15 protein-coding genes are annotated in these 18,774 nt (G+C 34.8%); 3 read left to right on the top strand and 12 right to left on the bottom strand.

The annotated features are described in order from the left end of the window. Positions 1-2: 2 nt before the first annotated feature. From BM084_RS07680 to BM084_RS07715, 8 genes are all read right to left on the bottom strand, one after another. Positions 3-1,085 carry a glycosyltransferase gene (locus BM084_RS07680; RefSeq protein WP_093304099.1) on the bottom strand — a complete coding sequence of 361 codons (1,083 nt, stop codon included), beginning with the start codon at positions 1,083-1,085 and terminating at the stop codon, positions 3-5. After that, positions 1,086-2,282 (bottom strand): EpsG family protein, encoded by a 1,197-nt coding sequence (locus BM084_RS07685; RefSeq protein ID WP_177195676.1) that lies wholly within the window; start codon positions 2,280-2,282, stop codon positions 1,086-1,088. A gap of 1 nt (position 2,283) precedes the next feature. Next, positions 2,284-2,799, bottom strand: a complete 516-nt coding sequence (locus BM084_RS07690) for an acyltransferase (RefSeq protein WP_093304105.1) — start codon at positions 2,797-2,799, stop codon at positions 2,284-2,286. Next, positions 2,796-4,241, bottom strand: a complete 1,446-nt coding sequence (locus tag BM084_RS07695; protein ID WP_093304109.1) for a lipopolysaccharide biosynthesis protein — start codon at positions 4,239-4,241, stop codon at positions 2,796-2,798. Before BM084_RS07695 ends, BM084_RS07690 begins: the two co-directional genes overlap by 4 nt. A gap of 789 nt (positions 4,242-5,030) precedes the next feature. Then, the gene (locus BM084_RS07700) at positions 5,031-5,210 is read right to left on the bottom strand and encodes a hypothetical protein (protein WP_143083629.1); all 180 of its coding nucleotides are present in this window, start codon (positions 5,208-5,210) and stop codon (positions 5,031-5,033) included. A 166-nt stretch (positions 5,211-5,376) separates the two neighbouring features. After that, on the bottom strand, positions 5,377-5,835 hold the full coding sequence (locus BM084_RS07705) for a hypothetical protein (protein WP_093304115.1): 459 nt from the start codon (positions 5,833-5,835) through the stop codon (positions 5,377-5,379). Between the two features lie 940 nt (positions 5,836-6,775). Further along, positions 6,776-7,351 (bottom strand): hypothetical protein, encoded by a 576-nt coding sequence (locus tag BM084_RS07710; RefSeq protein WP_093304117.1) that lies wholly within the window; start codon positions 7,349-7,351, stop codon positions 6,776-6,778. 100 nt (positions 7,352-7,451) lie between these two features. Next, positions 7,452-7,934 (bottom strand): helix-turn-helix domain-containing protein, encoded by a 483-nt coding sequence (locus BM084_RS07715; RefSeq protein WP_093304120.1) that lies wholly within the window; start codon positions 7,932-7,934, stop codon positions 7,452-7,454. 787 nt (positions 7,935-8,721) lie between these two features. Between BM084_RS07715 and BM084_RS07720 the strand changes: the two genes are divergently transcribed. The 3 genes from BM084_RS07720 to BM084_RS07730 are packed head-to-tail and all read left to right on the top strand — an operon-like array spanning position 8,722 to position 15,985. Further along, complete coding sequence (locus BM084_RS07720) at positions 8,722-11,724, top strand: SusC/RagA family TonB-linked outer membrane protein (RefSeq protein WP_093304123.1); 3,003 nt, start codon at positions 8,722-8,724, stop codon at positions 11,722-11,724. Positions 11,725-11,732: 8 nt separating this feature from the next. Next, complete coding sequence (locus tag BM084_RS07725; protein WP_093304126.1) at positions 11,733-13,121, top strand: RagB/SusD family nutrient uptake outer membrane protein; 1,389 nt, start codon at positions 11,733-11,735, stop codon at positions 13,119-13,121. Positions 13,122-13,144: 23 nt separating this feature from the next. Beyond that, positions 13,145-15,985, top strand: a complete 2,841-nt coding sequence (locus tag BM084_RS07730; protein WP_093304129.1) for a M16 family metallopeptidase — start codon at positions 13,145-13,147, stop codon at positions 15,983-15,985. A 64-nt stretch (positions 15,986-16,049) separates the two neighbouring features. Here the strand turns inward: BM084_RS07730 and BM084_RS07735 are convergent, their stop codons facing one another. From BM084_RS07735 to nusG, 4 genes are all read right to left on the bottom strand, one after another. Next, positions 16,050-16,367 (bottom strand): DUF6520 family protein, encoded by a 318-nt coding sequence (locus tag BM084_RS07735; RefSeq protein ID WP_093304132.1) that lies wholly within the window; start codon positions 16,365-16,367, stop codon positions 16,050-16,052. 243 nt (positions 16,368-16,610) lie between these two features. Further along, on the bottom strand, positions 16,611-17,486 hold the full coding sequence (locus tag BM084_RS07740) for a helix-turn-helix transcriptional regulator (protein ID WP_177195677.1): 876 nt from the start codon (positions 17,484-17,486) through the stop codon (positions 16,611-16,613). Between the two features lie 77 nt (positions 17,487-17,563). Then, positions 17,564-17,932, bottom strand: coding sequence for a DUF7793 family protein (locus BM084_RS07745; protein WP_093304137.1), 369 nt, complete (start codon positions 17,930-17,932; stop codon positions 17,564-17,566). 251 nt (positions 17,933-18,183) lie between these two features. Further along, complete coding sequence (gene nusG / locus BM084_RS07750; protein ID WP_093304139.1) at positions 18,184-18,657, bottom strand: transcription termination/antitermination protein NusG; 474 nt, start codon at positions 18,655-18,657, stop codon at positions 18,184-18,186. Positions 18,658-18,774: the final 117 nt, after the last annotated feature.

Here is an 18,774-nt window from a genome sequence, read left to right on the forward strand (position 1 = left end):
AATTATAGTTTAGAATAAAATTTCTCGAACCACTTTTTTGCAGAAAAATGGCTAATTGCCCAATCTTTAATTTCCAATCCATTCATTTCGCAGTTCATAATTTTCAATATGGCATCTACAGCGAAATCAATATCAAGAGGAGGCACAAGCATAGGATGTAGTTTTTTGGGTACAGTTTCCTTTATTGGAGCAATATCTGAAGCTACAAAAGGAACTCCTGCGATCATCGCTTCAATTAAGGCGTTGGGTTGACCTTCATTAATAGAAGGAAAATAAAAGCAATTTAAGCTATTCAGAACCTTAATTACATCTTGCCGGTAGCCCATTAATTTTATTTGACGAGCCAAACCTTCTTCTTCCACTCGTGCTTTTAGTTGCTTATCAACATCTTTACCACACAGAATGAAATATACATTCACCTGTCTTTTACAAAGTGCGACAGCGACCTCTATAATCGTATTGTGGTTTTTAGCTTCGTTGAACCTGCCTATATGCCCCACCACAAAACCATCACTTGGAATTTCTAGTTTTTCCCTTAAATTTTCATCGCTATTTAAAAACTCAGAAGCCCTGATGCCATTATAGATTACTTCAAATCTGGAATCTTTTTCCCAACTTCCTTCGTGAAAAAAATTCATGGCTGCTTTAGAATTAGCAAGAATATCGGTAGCTACCAAAGGCAACTGACTATTGATGACCTTATTATATAGCAATTTTACAGGTGTTTCTTTAAACCTGTTATTTGATCCTCTATGGAAAGCGATTCTTTTTTCTATCCCGGACAAACGAGCTAAATATAGCGGAATAGTAGCGAAGTTACCGGTGAAATCGCACACCGATTCGAAACCACCCCTGGTAAAAATTTGATATAAGAGATAAAATTTTAATGGATTAAAGTATCCTATTTTTATAGGAATAATATTAGCTCCCAACTCGTCAAAATCATTTTTCAAATCTCCCGCATAACCCCCTTTACAGACCACAGTGGCCTGAATATTGTCTTTATAAAAGCTAATAAACCTTAACAAGTAATTTTCAAGTCCCCCTGCGTTTAGCCCCGTAACTAAAAATGCTACTTTTTTCATTTATAAGCTTAAGAAATCTTGAGGAGTTATTTCCCGAAAGAACATAAAAAACGAGGATAAAGAATATAAGGTTAAATAGCTGGCTTCAAGATTATAACGTAGTATAATTAAATTGGAAACTAAGTTTAATACCAATAATCCCATTGTAATTAAGATGGGTCTTAAAGATTGGCTTTCACGATACTCATAAATTAGCAGTAAGACAAAAATTACTTTTACAAGGATTAAATATCTAGAGTAGACATTGGTAATTGAATAAAACAAGTTTACCACGCCAAAGCTTAAGAATAACAAATTTCTAAAAAGGGATTTTCTTTTAATAGTAAAAATTAAAAACATATAGGCATAAATACTCCAGGCTATAGAAAAGAAATATACAAGAATGTAATTTGGTGAGCCTTCTCTGATCCCTCGCTGAACAAAATCCTGTCCTTCCAAATATAATTCTGCTTTTTTGGCATAACTTCCTGTAAAATCTAAAAAGCTGAAAATCGATACAACATCTTCTTTAGGTAGTACAAATGCTATAAATGACGCCAAGAAAAAAATCTTATATAGATTATAATTTTTCGGAAAATAATATAGAATAAAATATATAGGAATAAATAGTGCAGTACTGAAATGAGTAAACAATGCAGCAATCAATAATAATATCGCACGAAAGTTATTTCCTTTAAATAAACCATTATAAAAAGCTAATAAAACCCAGGCAGCCCCAAAATAAAAGCGAATTCCCGATAGTAAATGATCTAGTGAGAAGGAAAATAAAACAATCAGAAAACATAAAAAATAGCTCCTCTTTGTGAAATTAAAATTTTCGGTAAGCTTATTAAAAAGATAAAAACAAACTCCAACGGTAAAGGAGGTAACGCTAAATAATAGCAACTGTAGATATAAACCTGATTTAGCGGTCAAATAGACCAAAAAATGAAGTATAAAATCTGGCCTGTTATGAACACCTAGATATTTGATAAAATCTTTAAAATCAAATCTTTGAAACTCAATATACATCTCAAAATATCTTGCCCTATCGTTAGAGACGCTTGGTATATATAAGTAACTCAAAAAACCAAAAATGAGGATCAATAAGTAGATACTAAATTGAGATTTTTTATAAACCCCATATAGTATAGCAGGCAAGGTCAGAAACGGACTTGCAATAAAAAAGACAGTTTTGGCCAATTTGTCTTCTTTCATACTATTTTTGAATAAACTTTGAGTCCTCCATGGACAATAAAAAATTCTTTTTTTCCTTAAAATCCATTCCATAAGTTGGTAAACTTATTTTTTGAATTTTATCCACGAATGTTTTGGTTTCTCCTACAATTTTCGCCGGATTTCCTGCTACAATTAAACCAGCTTCTACAGTTTTAGTTACTACAGAACCGGCACCGACGATTACGTCGTCACCAATTTTTACTCCAGCCATTATTTTGCTATCAGCACCTATGTATGTATAATTTCCGATTTCTATTTTACCAAAATAATCCAGCTTTTGATGTTTTTTCCTCTGGGACCATAAACCTCCATGGGTGTAAAAAGAAACATCTTTGGCAATTCGACAATGATCACCTATAGAAATAAGATAGGCTTCTGAGGAGAATTTCTTAGTCGAAATTAAACAACCAGTGCCTATTGTAACTCCTACATGTCTTGCATATTTTTCTGGTGACCAAAAAGTTTTTTTATAAAAATTAAATATTCTACGTATCACTTTTTTATAGTTTTGAATACAGCTATTACATCTTTTTCTAGCTTTGATACTTGAAATATTCTAATGGAAAATATGAAAATAAACAGCAAAACGGGGATTAGGTAGAAAGATTCATGATTTTCAAACTCAAAGCTTCTATTCAAGAAAGATCCTATTAAAGCCGTACCGATTCCAATTAGAGCTACTTTTACTACCAAAATTATTTCGTGCCAGGAAAAATTATTTTGCACCTTACGGGATTCATAATAATTGATGAAAAAGCTAATAATACTAGTAACTAAAAATCCATATAAAAGAATTTCAATACTTTTAGAAAATACTCCTACAAATATTGATACGCTCTGAATTGACTTCTTAATGATTTCTAGATAAAGGATTTTCTCGGTTCTATCAAATACTTTAAAAATCACCCTATTAAACATTTCTTGCATATAGAAAAAGGATGAAACGATTAAAATTTGAATATAGAATACAGCTCCCAACCATTTTTCTCCGTATAACAGTAAAGTGATGTTTTGAGCATAAAAATAAATTAACAAACAAATAAGACCTACCGTTATAGTAAATAATTTAACTATGCGGAGATAATATTTATTAAATTGTTTGGAGTCATCCTGCAATTTGGATAAAGATGAAAAAACAACTCCCAAGGTTGTTGATTTTATGATCTTAATCGGTACTTCCTGTATTTTTTTACCCTGATAATAAAAACCAGTTTGGCTTATTGCGAAATATTTCCCAAGAATTAACTGATAAATATTGTCAAAGACGGAATTAATAAGAGAGGCTAAAGTAGTGTTTACTCCAAACTTATATAAATTCAGAAAGGATGTTTTACTAAAAATAATTTTTGATACTGGTCCTTCAAAAACCCATAATAACACTGTTAGAAGGAATGCTGTTACGATATGCATAATAACAATAGCCCATACTCCCCAATTATAAAAAGCCAATACAACACCTATTGTTGATGCAGTAAATATTGCAACGAACTCATAAGATGCTTTCTTTTTAAATTTTAAATGTTTTACCAGTTTTGCGTTCTGAATTATTTGAAAAGCATTGATCAAAATGACGCTAGATGTGACTATCAAAATATTCTTTAGTTCTTGATCGTCATAAAAATCCGCAATAACTCCCGAGAATCCTATTAGAAGCATCATTAAGGCAATTGAAACCCCTAAGTTAAAAATGAAAACCGTCGAGTAATCTCTTTCGGTAGCGTCATTTTTTCTTATTAAAGCCCCTGATAAGCCTGATTCAGTTAAAACCTTAGCGGTCACAATAAAAAACATTATTATCCCTACCTGCCCAAATTCATAAGGAGAAAGGAGTCTCGCAAGAATAATATTTGCGACAAGTCCGATAAACATATAACCAAATTGACCAAAAAAAGACCAAAAAAAACCATTAACAATATCTCTTTTAAAAGCTTTAGTCATTTTAAAATCAAAATAAATTTTATCCTACAAAACATTGAAATTTCCAAACTTCTTTTCAACGGTAAGAGTAAATAAAATAACTCATCAATAGCGGGCTACACCCTCCCAGATTCTGTTTCAAACTAAGGCCTAGCTCAGTTCTCCTTTGTTTTTTGGTGTATATCGTAGGAATATGGTATATAAACGAAACCTTTAGATCCGGTGAAGTTTCAATGTGTGAAATTTGAGAATTATGTTTAACTAAATATTATTGCAAATACTTTTAAAACAAGAGCGTGGCTATAAACATTTTTTCAAATGTTTCCTTTTAGCAATTTTAGCTTTGGCTTTTCTCCGACGGAATACGGATATGAACTAGATCATAAAGACTTTAGTTCTTCTGCAGTTGAAGGGCATTGCAGAAGTTTCGGTTTGTTCGTCGATGGCCTTTATTTTTACGACCAAAGAAAATAGATTTGTGTTTCTATAATGAGTTATTATTTTCACACTTAGAGATACTGATACCAACTATTGATAATTTGGGAACTGAATACGGCTTCGCCACAGTGAGTCACATTTGACTCTCGCTAAATCCTAAATTGATGTTAAACTTTCTTAGACCTATTGCCAATATTAACGAAGACAATTTGAAAAAAATTATAGGAAACATTAGTGAATAGGGCTCTCCATTGATTGCGCAAATATAATACGCCTCAAAAGGCACAGACAAGCTTTATTTGTTAATTTTTTTAAGAATTGTACACCATCAGAAATTAATTCTTTGTTCACTTGAAGGAATTGCATCAGAAATTATGGAAATTTATTTTCTTCAACAATATATTGCCCTTCGGTAGACTTTAGTTTCCATTGTAGGCTAACAAATTCGTAAGACTTTACCTGAGGTTCCTCTTCAAATAAAGAATCGTCATTACTGCAGGTTGCAAATCCAACTGATAAAACTAATCCGAGAACTAATCTGCTAAACTTCATTGTTTTCGTTTTAAGTAGAAATAATTTTCGCTTTTTTACAGTGAAATTTTCTTTCTGTTTTCCGGTTCCACTCAATAAGTGTAATTTGTTTGCAATTTGTGACAGAATTTAAAAATAATCGGTAGTTAATTTTAAAATTGGTATTCCATGGAGTATTATTTTTATGTTATGCTCGTCTCTGGTTGAAGATTCTCACTTCTATGTTTTTATTAGCTTCAGCCTTTGGAACGAGGACGTGATAGGTGATAACAGGTGCTATCATCGCATCATTTTGAATAAATGTTACATATAAATTCCGACCCTCTGTACAGCTTTCGATAAAAGAATAATCTATAGCATCATTTCCCGAGGTGAGCTGAACCTTCCCGATGATCAAATCGAAATTTGTAAAATCAATTAGTGTTGGATCACAGGTTCCGGTAATCTTATCTTCGTATTCTGCAATGTTAGTAATGAGCTGAAACTCCTCTGTAGTAGAGATATCTAAACTGTATCTGGTATCATTACATGCATATTCTTCTTCCATGCTGGTAATCGCAATTCTAGAGTTTTCACAGGAGTCATCTGAATTACAGCTTAAAAGAAAACATAATGCCATACACAGCATCCAAAAATAATGTTTCATTCGGTTATTTATTTTATAGATGCGCAAATGCAAAAAAGGTTGCGTTAAAACTTGGATGAATTTACTTTTTTAGCTTAGGGTGGAGGTGTGGGGGCTTGTACTTCCGATTGCATGTAAGTTGGTTAGTATAACAGCTTCTTAGCTTTATCCTTAAAACTGCTAAGGATGGAGAAAAGCTTAAAAATATCAAGATACCACCTGCCTATTAATTTTAAAGCAGGCATATAATTTAAAATAGGAGAACTTCTATTAAAATTTGTCAATTCGCTCTCCCTGATGTAAGAGAAGAGATCAATATCCAACTCGAGTAGGACATCGCCGCCCTAGGGGAAGTAAAAATTAACGCCGGAAATTATAATTATACTACGGAAAGAGAAGGCACTGGAAGTATAGCCAAAGTAACCGGGGCAGATATTGAGGTGCAGCCAATTGTAAACCCAATACAAGCCTTGCAGGAAGAATGACAGGAGTTGAAAATCACTTAAACCGGAGGCGCACCTGGTAAAAACATATAGTGCTTAAAGTATATACAGGAATGTGATAGACCTCAGGTCTTTCCAATATTTTTTAACAGTATAATAATGAGGACCAAATCTATCTGCTGTTTTCCTAGGTTTTTAATGTTATCTCTTATAAGTTCTGCAATTTTGTTTAATTCAAGTACTGTGATGCCTCCCTAAAGGTTTCACTCATACAAGAAGTCCGTCAATTTTCCCTATGAGTTGGGCTTGGCCGCCCACTAACTATTATTTTCCTATCGCTCCAACCGGCTCCACTTTCATAACCTCAACTATTTTTCCTTTAGAAGTATCCCCACCTGGTGGGTGTTTCATAAATCTTCAAGCAAGGCATTACTTGATTCCCAGCCTTATAATTTAATGCCTACTCCATACTCAAATAATCATTTTAATAGCTGTTTCCATTATTTAGATTTCTTTACTTACACAACTACAAAACCTTCCCCATAGGCATCTTCTTCAGTAAGAAAAACCCCATCTAAAACCTCCAAGGCTTTGGATTCTTCATTTAGGTAAAAGTAAAAGCATTTTGTTCCTTCTTTTTCCAGGTAGGCTGCATTTGTTTCTTTGAGAATAGCCCCGGAAACCGCGCAGTCCTTCTTTTGACCATCATCAAATTTTAATCTTAATATATGCACATTATCAATTTCCTTTTGAAGCTGTGTTCCATCTTCCAATTCTGCTATTAATTTAAAAGGTTCTTCAGGTTTTGAAACCTCAATAACGTCAGGAACCTCAAAGGACTGTTCCCAATGGTACTTACTGTTATTCTCACTTTCTTTTCCAAGATGAAATTGGTCGGCAAATTCCTGGGAATAGTCTTCGTTAATGCATTTAAAGTTTAGTTGAATTTTCATGGTAATTAAGTTTAAGCCATTGTAGTTGTTTTTGTTCAAGCGGAAAGTAGATTTAGCTTCAGGTCTCCAGGAAAAAGTACTGTACAAAATATCAAAATGTAAAAACCGTTCTTTTTTATCGAAGGTCGTTTTTCCATTCATTTAAGTAAGAAGAAATTTGTTTAAGAATTTTTAAAAGAGCGGAAAATAAAAAAATCTAATAGAAATTTCTGTTTTAAGATGATGAAAAGTAGGGAAATTTTTATTTTCTTACTAAATATAAATTCTTCCTCCCTTCCTTTTTAATTTTGAGATATTTTTCAGAATTAAGTCTCCTTAAAATGGAAGAAACATTCTTTGAATCAATAGTAATATCAAAATTTTCTTTTAATTTCCCTACTATATCTCTAGTACTTTGCCAAGTATTAAAATCGCCTTTTTTAATTAAATCTTTAATTCTGATAGTTAATCTGGATTTTTCTTTTCGATTAGGAGATAGTTCATTTTTCGCTTTTATTGTTAACTCGACGTCTAAAATTTCTTTAGGATGTAAATTTAATGCAAAACATACCTCTACGAAACTTGATAAAAGCGCATCTTGACCGTTTTCGATCTTTACTACAGTATTATAGCTTAATCCCGCTTTGTCAGCTATGTCCGTTATTTCGAAATTCTGCTTTTGTCTTTCCTCAGTTATTTTTGCACCAATTGTTTTAAGTGCCTTTTTACATAAGTATTCTGCCATATTCAAATTGACAAATACTATTGACGACAAAAAATATCTCGTAATTAAATTTTGTCGTTTAAAATTTTTGTTTATATTTACTTGATATTAATATATTTGCGAAACTTCTTAAAGTAAAATATTAGAAGCATTCGCTTTGAATCTCGCGTCAGAAAACTGGTAATTTTCAAACAAACCACGAGAGGATGAGCAAGGATGCTCACGACCCGGGCGTGAGTTTGCTGCTTATTGTGGTTTTAAGGTATACCAGTGCCTCTGATGCAATAAGACGAGCTCTCACGCCTTTTTTTTATTTTAAAACTGGCTATTTCTCTTCTTTTTCAAAGTAATCTTCTACAATTTATTATAAAGTCTCGCAGCCCAGAATGCTCTATTTTGGCGACCTAAAATTGTGTTCTAATCTAAACCTATTGCGGGATGGGTGAAAATCAAAAAAATCTCGTAAAGGGGGCTCCTCGCCCTCAAAGAGGATACTATGCCTGAACGGGAACAGGTGAAAGTCCCGTGGGTAGCTGTTTTTATGCCCTATTTTAATACAGCCTGGGTGGGAAGCCCCTCGGCCCCCATTGGGGAATAAAAAGTGGGCCTCTGGGAAAAATTTGATTTGGTTAATAGGTGCTAACGGGTAGGGCCGTTAGGTTTAGCAAAAAAAGAAATTGTTTATGAAAAGAAAAGTGAATTAGCCTTTAAGGCATTAAGCCAAAAAGCCTTCCCCTAAGATTGGAGTCAGACGGGGAAGGCCTAAGCTTAAATAAAACAATGTTTCATTCAAAACACACGTAAAATTATGAAAAATAATTACTCGCGCCTTAAATGGGTGGCGCTAATTATTCTTGGCGGGATACTTATGTTCCTGTCAATGGTTGCAACTGCCGCAACTACTCCTCCTCCATTCTTGCAACAGCAAGAGGTATCGGGTATAGTAAAAGACCAAAATGGGCTTCCTATTCCAGGAGTTACAATTGCACTAAAAAATACCAACCGTGGTACCGTCACCAACCTAGATGGGGAATATAATATTACAGCTCCTGCAAATGGAGTTTTAGTATTCTCTTTTATAGGCTATACTACCGTCGAAATAGAAATAGATGGTCGGAAAGAAATAAATATCCAACTAGAGGAAGACATTGCCGCTCTTGGTGAAGTTCAAATTAATGCTGGGTATTATAACACTACAGACAGAGAAAGAACGGGTAGTATTTCCCGAGTAACAAGTGAAGATATTGAGCAACAGCCAGTAGTAAGTCCGCTTGAAGCATTACAAGGAAGGATGGCTGGTGTAGAAGTAGAACAACCTAACGGAGTTCGTGGAGCAGCTTCCTCTATCCGAATCCGCGGACGGAACAGTCTAAGACTAGGAGGTGACCAACCTTTGTTTATAATAGACGGGGTGCCAATTAATGCCAATTCCATAAATAGTATAAGTCCATTTACCCAAAATAGCGGTATGGACCCCTTAAGTACTTTAAACTTGTCAAACATAGAAAGTATTGAGGTTTTAAAAGATGCCGATGCCACAGCTATTTATGGTTCAAGAGGGGCTAATGGAGTCGTACTTATTAGTACCAAAAGAAATAAAGGCGGCGATACCCAGATGGAGGCTAAATTATACACCGGCTTTTCAAAGGTTTCCAATCGGATGGATTTAATGAACACTGCAGAATATTTGGAAGTCCGCCGAACAGCATTTGAAAATGACGGAGCAACTACTAATGAGTATAATGGTAGAGACCTACTTCGTTGGGATCAAAATCAGGAAACGGATTGGCAGGAGGAACTTTTGGGAGGAACTTCTCCAATAACTGACCTAAATTTAGCAGTATCGGGCGGCAATGAACAAACATCATTTAGACTTGGAGGTTCATACAGGAAAGAAGGATCGGTTTTCCCTGGAACTTTTGAATATAATAAAGTAACCGCAAATCTTAGTTTACATCACCGATCAAAAGACAATAAATTTGCGTTGGACCTTTCAGCAAATTATGGTGTAGACAATAACGAACTATTCTTCGGTTCCGATTTTGTAAGAATGGCAGTCACACTACCTCCAAATGCCCCTGAATTATACAATGAAGATGGCACCTTAAATTGGGCAGAAAACAGCTGGATAAATCCACTAAACGGCTTATTCAAACCTCAAAATATAGAAACCAATAGTCTGTTAAGCAATCTTAGCTTAAAATACAACTTTGGAAAAGGTCTGGAATTTAAAACTAATTTTGGTTACTCTAATTTGCAAAGCGGAGAGGTTACAAAAAACCTAATTAATGCTTTTAATCCTGTTACCTGGGGTTATATAAGTCTTTTCTCCTATCATACCGATACCCGTAGAAATTCCTGGATAATAGAACCTCAAATCTCTTATAATAAGCAATTCGGTGATTTTAATATAAATGCAATCACCGGACTAACTTTTCAGGAAAACCAAAATAATTTTTTAACTATGGACGGTACTGGTTATGGTGATGATAGTCTAGTCGGAAACCTTAGTGCGGCGGATGAGGTGAGGGCAACTTCGGATCAAGAAATAAATTACCGCTATGCTGCTATATTTGGTCGTTTGGGCCTGGACTGGAAGGATAAATATTATTTAAATATTACTGGGCGAAAAGATGGTTCCTCTAGGTTTGGACCAAATAAACGTATCGCAAATTTCGGAGCCGTAGGTGCAGCCTGGATCTTTTCGGAAGAAGCTTTTATTCAGAGAAATTTACCCATTTTAAGTTTTGGAAAACTTAGGGGTAGTTACGGAACTACTGGAAGTGATCAGATTCCGGATTATGGTTTTATGGATACTTACGAAGCTACGGATGGCCCTGGCGGTTTATATCCCACTAAACTTTATAATCCGAACTTTTCTTGGGAAATCAATAAAAAGTTAGAAGCCGCTTTACAACTCGGTCTTTTAGACGATCGGATAAACTTAGAAATTAACTGGTATAGAAACAGGTCTTCCAATCAGTTAACCGGCTATCCTTTACCAGCCATAACAGGATTTAGTTCAGTACAAGCCAATCTTCCCGCCACCATTGAAAATTCCGGTTGGGAAATAGCCTTAAATACAACAAATATTCAAAATGAAGAATTTTCTTGGAGGACTTCTTTAAATTTCACACTCCCTAAAAATAAATTGGTAGAGTTTGATAATTTGGATCTTACTCCTTATAGACAAACCTATAGGGTTGGAGAGCCTTTAAGTATAGCCTTGGTCTATAGATATGAAGGTATTAATCCTGAAACAGGACGCTATGAGGTACAGGATGTAAATGATGATGGTAGACTGGATTTTAGTGACAGAACAGGTACAGCTTTCGTAGGCAGAAAGTATTATGGAGGAGTTCAGAATACAATTAGAATAAAGAATTTCAACCTCGGTTTTCTTTTTGAATATATAAACCAGAATCGACGTAGTTATCTTTCTGAAATAGCAAATTCTCCGGGTACCTACGGTAATAATTCTACACAAATTTTGGATGCATGGACCCAGCCGGGAGACCAAACAAACATTCAACAGCTATCCACATCTACCTCTTCTTCCGCTGCATTTTCTAATGCAATGCTATCGGATGAAATGATAACAGACGCATCTTTTTTACGTTTAAAAACACTTTCGCTTAGTTACCAATTCTCGGAGTCTTTTGTAGAACGTATAGGATTGAAAGAACTGGACCTTTATATACACGGTCAAAATTTATTTACACTGACAGATTACCTTGGCCTGGATCCTCAAGGAGGCATGGCAGTTCCTCCTATGCGTACCATTACTTCCGGTCTGAGATTAACCCTTTAAAAATAAATATGATGAAATATATTAAAATTCTGGTACTGGCTCTGGCCATCGTCCTACAACTTTCCTGTGAAGGTTTTGTTGAAATTGAAATTCCTGATGATAGGATAATCAATGAAAATGTTTTTAGCAGGGAGAAAACTGCTAATAGTGCAGTAAAAGGTATTTATAATGAACTATACCAAGCAAAATTTTCCAGTGGTTTTCAGACATCAATTACTGTTCTTTCTGCCCTATCGGCTGATAATCTGAAGGCCACGGTAACAACCGAAAATCTACTTGAGTTCGAAGAAAATGAAATTTTTATTAAAAACAGCTATAACCTAGGCATTTGGTCAAGCGCCTATAATATTATATATATGTCCAATGCAGTGATAGCAGGTCTAACTGGAAACAACAATATATCTCCGGAACTAAATGAAAAGCTTACAGGAGAAGCTCGTTTTATTCGAGCCTTCACCTATTACTACCTGGTTAATTTGTATGGAGATGTGCCTTTAATACTTAGAACCGGTTTTGAAGAAAATTCAAAAAAAATTAGAACTAGTACAGATGAAGTTTACCACCAGATAATTGAGGATTTAGAAATTGCCACCCAACAATTAGGGAACACCTACGAGAATGGCGAGCGATTGCGTGCTAACCGTTTTACGGCTATGGCACTGCTGGCAAGGGTATATCTAAATTTAGGAGAATGGGAACTGGCGGAGAGTTATAGTACGGAAATAATTGATGCATCAGAAACTTTTGAACTATTACCACATGAAGAAGTGTTCCTGGCTAACAGCAAAGAGGCTATCTGGCAAATATCTCCCCTGGAAGGAGGATCTTCCAGAAGCAATACCCAAGAAGGTGCATTGTTTATTTTGCTCGATGATCCCGGACGTGTTGCTCTAACCGAGGACCTTATAGAATCATTTGAGAGCAATGACGCCCGACTGGATCAATGGATCGGACTATTAGAAACCGAAAATGAGAGCTATTATTTCCCTTATAAATATAAGGTTAAAAATACCACAGATGGAAATTTAGAATACTCTATGGTAATGCGCCTTGGAGAACAATATTTAATCAGGGCTGAAGCTCGTGCTGAGATGGGTAAATTGGCCGAGAGCATTAGTGATTTGAATGAAATAAGGCAGCGGTCAGATCTAAACCCGCTAGACCTAGATGATCAAAGTATCACTTCAGATAAAGTTATAAACCTCATCCTTGAAGAACGCAGAAAAGAATTATTTACAGAATGGGGTCACCGATGGCTAGACCTAAAACGCAAAGGGGAAGCGGGGCCTGTTTTATCTTCAAAAAAACCACTCTGGGATAATACGGATATTTTTTATCCCATCCCAGAAGATGAGATATTAAAAAACCCTAACCTAACGCAAAATCCAGGTTATTAATAATACCGTAATCCTTAGACAACATGAAAATTAGTATAAAAAAAAGAATATTTCTTTTGCTTATTACCAACCTCATAGTAAATATTTCGTTGGCTAATACGAATATTCCCAATGATAGTGTACCACTTGATGCCAGTATTAGGTATGGAATATTGCCTAATGGGCTGACTTACTATATTAAACCCATTGATAATCCCGGTGCCGGGTTAAATTTAAGACTGGTGGTTAAAGCGGGTATTAAACAAGAAAAAAAGGGGGAGTTAGACTTTGCTCATATTACAGAACATTTGGGCTTTGTCGCTGGAAAGAATATTTCAAGAAAAAAAACCCCTCATCTTTTTGATGAAGCAGGGGTTAGTTTGGCACAACTCAATGGCTTTACTGCCGGAAATTATACAGATTATTTTGTTCAGCTTTCTGACAATAATGAAAAAGGTATTTCCCTAGCTTTAAATTTTTTCAAAGATATTCTATGGAATTTAGAACTGAGCGAAAAGAATATAGGACTGGAAAGAATAACTGTTTTTGATGAAACAAACGGTGGGGTTTTTAACTTGGGAATCCATTCATTTCATTTGGAACAGCAAATTACAGGCTGGGGTGCCGAAATCCCCGAAGATTTCGAAAAACATATAAAAACATTTGATCATGAAAAATTAATTGAGTTCTATAAAAGATGGTATCGTCCCGATTTAATGGCTATTGTCATAGTTGGAAATATAGACAATATTGATAAGGTGGAAAAAGAGATTAATGAAAAATTTGATAAAAAAAAGGAGCCGGGTAATCCTGTCGATCCTACTGTTGATCAAATGAATTACCTTGATAAAACACCTCAATTCTACAAAAAAGAACTGCAAGGTGATAATGACTATTTAATATATAAACCCATACATTTAAATTTTTACTTCCGTCAAAATAACAATATTAAGGATCAAAGTAAAAATGGGTTAAAGGATCAATTGATAAGGAATTTATTTATCGAACTATTGAACAAAAAGTACTTACAAGTACTACAACAGTACAACACTTTTGGCGCAATTCGAGCTGAATTTCTGACCCCCCCTGCCGCTTTGAAACTCGAAATTGTTCCAATGGAAGGATTAAAAAAGGATTATATTGATACTGCACTCAAAACCTTGAAAGGAATAAAGCAATACGGGTTTTCTACCGAAGATTTCAATCTTGGCAAAGCAGAATATCTTAATTCAATTAGGCAATCCGACACCTTAAGCCTGTCTTATTGGAAAAATCAAATCATTAATCATTTTGTCTACGGAGAGGCTTTACCCGAAAACAAGGAACAGCTTCAGGAAAGGATTTTACAAAACCTGGAAAAGGAAGAATTTCATAATGCTATAAAAAATTACATTAAGGATAAACCAGAAGATATAAGTATTGTGGCATATAAAGGTGATCCTGCGTTAGAGAATCCCGAAAAAAAGATAAAAAATTGGATAAATGAAATAAGCAATGAAACGGTGGAAAAACCTGATCGCCCTGAAAAGAAGTTAATTTTAATGGATACTGTGCAAACTAACGCACTGGAGAAAACATCGGTAAAAGTTTTAGAGACTGAAATCACTGGAGCTAAAAGCTATCAATTGAAAAATGGGCTACGCATTATATTAAAAGATTCACAAAACCATTCTTCAGGTAAGGGTGCAGATGAGAAAAAAATAGTATTTCAGGGTTTTTCGCAACATGGGATAAAATGCTTTCCACAGGAAGATTATTTTTCTGCTTTAAACTCAACGGAAATAACGAGGAATTCGGGAGTGGGGAAACTTAATAAATTTGAATTAGAGCGATATTTAGACCGCTACAGTTTTAAAGGTTTTGTATCCCCTTATATTGAATATGATGCAGCAGGAATTAAGGCTAATATTGCTTTAAAAGATATAGAAACTGCTTTGCAATTAGTATACTTGTATTTTACCTCTCCCAATTTTAATACGACGGCCTTTGAAGATTGGAAGACTTATCAAAAAATTTATATAGCATATCAAAATTATCCCGTAGAAAACTTCGAAAGTAACATCCGGGAATTTTTACCTGACAATGATTTTAAGCCAAAAGGCAGGAAATTTATTGAAGGGTTGGCCTATACAGATTTAAATAGGGCCAAGGAAATCTTTAATCAAATCTTCAATGATGCGGAAAATTTCACCTTTTTATTTTCAGGCGATTTTAATGAGGAAGAAGTTTTAAATCTTTGCCGAAAATATCTTGGTAATCTCCCTGTCACATCGGAATATTCAAGGTGTATAAGTAAAAGTGAAGAATCATTAGTTCTACCGGTTGAATCAAAGACTTTTCATTCAGTAGCACCTTTGAATTCCACGATGGTTAAAATGGTTTATGTGAAGGAATCGAATATTTCCTCTATAGACTGGCAGGAAGAAATCAAGTTGATTCTCTTAAACCATATTATGAAAGAATCGTTAATGCGTCGATTACGATTTAAATCCGAAGAAGGAGGCACTTATGAGGTGACGCCTGGTTTAAATATTGTTAACTCCCATAATTATATTGAAATTCCTATTGGTTTTAATTCAGACCCTAAAGATGTTGAACGATTAATTGGAGAAGTTCAAAACTTTATTGAGGAGCTGAGGAGCTCACCTGTAGAAATTTCATTTTTTGAAAAATTAAAAAAAACACAATTAAATAATAAAATAAGCTATGGCCTTGCTTTAGCCAAAATGCTAAGGCATTCGAAGGATAATTATCCTTGGTTGGATAAAGAAGAAAGAAATGCATTTATTAATTCCTTACATCCAAATGATCTACAAGAAACAGCCAATAATTATTTAAGCAATAAACCGATAATTTTTAAAATGCTTCCAAAAGAAAATAAATAATAGCAAATTAGGCATGCGAATGAAAAAGTGTACAGCCAAATTAGGCTGTACACTAATCATTTAATTAATCAGTAGGAGGAAAACCTTCAAGGCTCTTGATACCTCCTACTCCTATTGCAGGATCACCCAGATCTTCCGAATTGTATACCTTATAGGAAGCTCCAGGAGACGGGTCTTCTTCAAATGATACACGGCACTCCGCATCCCCTATTCCACATTCAACCTCAATTGGATACCAGTTGTTTCCAATATTTACATACATGGTTGCATAGCTATCACTTTCTGATAATTCGAGTTTCGGTTCTGAATCTACAGTAGCAAAAGTCAATCCTATGGCAAATATAAATGCCATCATCGGTAATATTAATTTTCTAAATTTCATAATATTTAAATTTAATTGTTAATAAATATGCCGTTGTAAAACAGGTATTCGGCCTCACCTGCATCATCGCGCAATAATATTTTTAGAACTATTCTCTTCTTCTTAATTCAATTAGAATATTGAGTTTAAAAAGAATATAAATCCAGAATAGTTTTTTCTTTTTCTAGAAGTATAAAGGTCTGCAATAATCATATTCCAGATGAACCAGGGAATGTTCTGGGAAGGTATTTTTCGGTTCCTGGCCTAATTATGCCTATTAAAGAAGACCTTCTTTCGGAATTGTAAAGGCGATATTCCATATTTTTTCCGAAAGCGATTGCAATAGTGAGAAGATGTTTTGAAGCCATAATTAGTAGCCACGTCCTTTATTTTAATATCGCTTTTCTCTAGTAAAAAAGTACTGGCCTCAAGGCGCTTTTCCATATCGTATTTTAAGACTGCCATACCGTACCGATCTTTGAAAGCTTTCTGCATAGCACTTATACTGGCTCCTGCTTCCCCAGCAATAAACTCTAATGAAGGAATGAAAGAGGTTTGGTATTTAAGAAGTACATCATGTACGTTTTGGGCCAGTAAAAAATCCCCAATTGTCTTGGAGTTGTTTTTAGCTTTTTTACCGGGAAAAGTTTGTAAAGTATCTTGTTCCGGTGCGGCTATGGGAGGAACCGGTTGCTGAGGATCAAAACCTATAATAATATACCAGGAATCCTCTAACAATGCACTGGTTTGTATTACTTGTATATGTAAGGGAATTAATAATTCAGTCTCTCCCTTAAAATCCAGGATCCCCATATCATAACAGCCTAAGGATTTTTTATCCCATTCATTCCAGTGTTTTAAAAATTTTCTTTTTCCGTCTCTAGTTAGCAGGTCACTAATTGTTTTTGGTATTAATTCCTTTGAGATAATTTCATGATTCACATCGGTATGAGTCAGCAATTCTTTCTTTGAATTTGTTAGAAGAATAATTTGAGGACGTGTAAAAACCTGGGTTTTCTTGATTTCATTAAACATCCAATTCAGACGGAAATTGGTATTGTTAATTAACATGCCAAGGGTGTCTTTCCAGTCCATGGCATCTGAAATCGGAATTCTGTGTGAAAGATTGCCTGAAGCCATTTTAAGCAAAGTCTTTACTAATTGGTTAAACCTCTGATCGTATATCTGATGTGGTGCGAGCATATCAAAAGGAATTATTACTTATACTTTTGGAGAAAATCCAGAGCTTGCTGGTTATTATTGAAAATTTGAGTAGGTTTTCCTGGATGGTGAAATTTTAGAAAGATTTCTGCCAAAATTCTATGATAATACAAAGTGCAGAGCACTGAGATGGCCGGGATCAGAGTGCCACCCTCCCTGCCCAGGTATTCGGCGGCCTCTTCACTTACAACCTTAAGGTTATGAATGTTGCATAAAACTGGATAGGGAGTATTATTCTGAAACTTAAATCTACTGGCGACAAGTAGTTCCGCCTTTTTCAGATCTAGTTCAGCTATAGGTTTAAATGTGAAAAAAAGAATTCCCTCACTAACCCACATCGTGGCATATTCAGATTCTTCCTGCATATTAATTTGTTTCCAGGTGAAATCTATCGGGTAGGGCTCAAGAATTATTGGGCAATATAAATATAATAAGTTTTTTGTTTACTCAGGAAATTGCCTGGTAAGCCTAAAAAGTGTTCTCTAAAGTTTTATTTTGAGTAAAGGAAGGTGAATCAACCACCTTTAGGCTAAATAAGTTTTTGGGGAAATAACAAAATTTCGAAAGAAACCTGTTTAAAAAGAATTATGATGGGTATCGATTTCTAATTTTCTATCTAAATAATCTCTTTGGTTTGAACTTCTAAAGTAAATCCAAGTTCGGGAAGTACAAGGCGCATTTTTCTCTTTCCAATATCGCGAATTATGGCTTCCTGCTGTTTGAAGGCACCGTTTTTAATGGTTATTTTATCTCCTTCATTTAGATGCTCTACTTTTGCGCCATCCACTTTATCTTCTTCAAGCCATTCGCGTATTACTTTAATCTCCTTATCTCTTACAATAGCCGGTTTGCCTAACCAAAATAAATACCGAATCACGCCGGGGACCTCAAAAACTCTGTTGCGATTTTTTTCCTCCATCTTTATAAAAACATAAGATTTAAAGAGAGGCGTTTTGATTTTCTTCTTTCTATCGCTCCATTGTTTTATCTCTGTGATAAAAGGGCAATAGACCTCAACGCCCATTTGCTGCAAACCGTTGGCTACTCTTTTTTCCATCCTGGGTTTGGTATATAAAACGTACCACGACATAGCTAAGATTTTTTTATCATCTCTTCGTAGTAGGGTAATTTGAAGAAATTTTAGATTGAATTGTTAGTTAGTAGCATCAAAATTACAAAGATTTTGAGTAGAAATAAGGCCTGGCGC

Origin of the sequence: Salegentibacter agarivorans, assembly GCF_900113135.1 — a bacterium.
GTDB classification, from domain to species: domain Bacteria; phylum Bacteroidota; class Bacteroidia; order Flavobacteriales; family Flavobacteriaceae; genus Salegentibacter; species Salegentibacter agarivorans.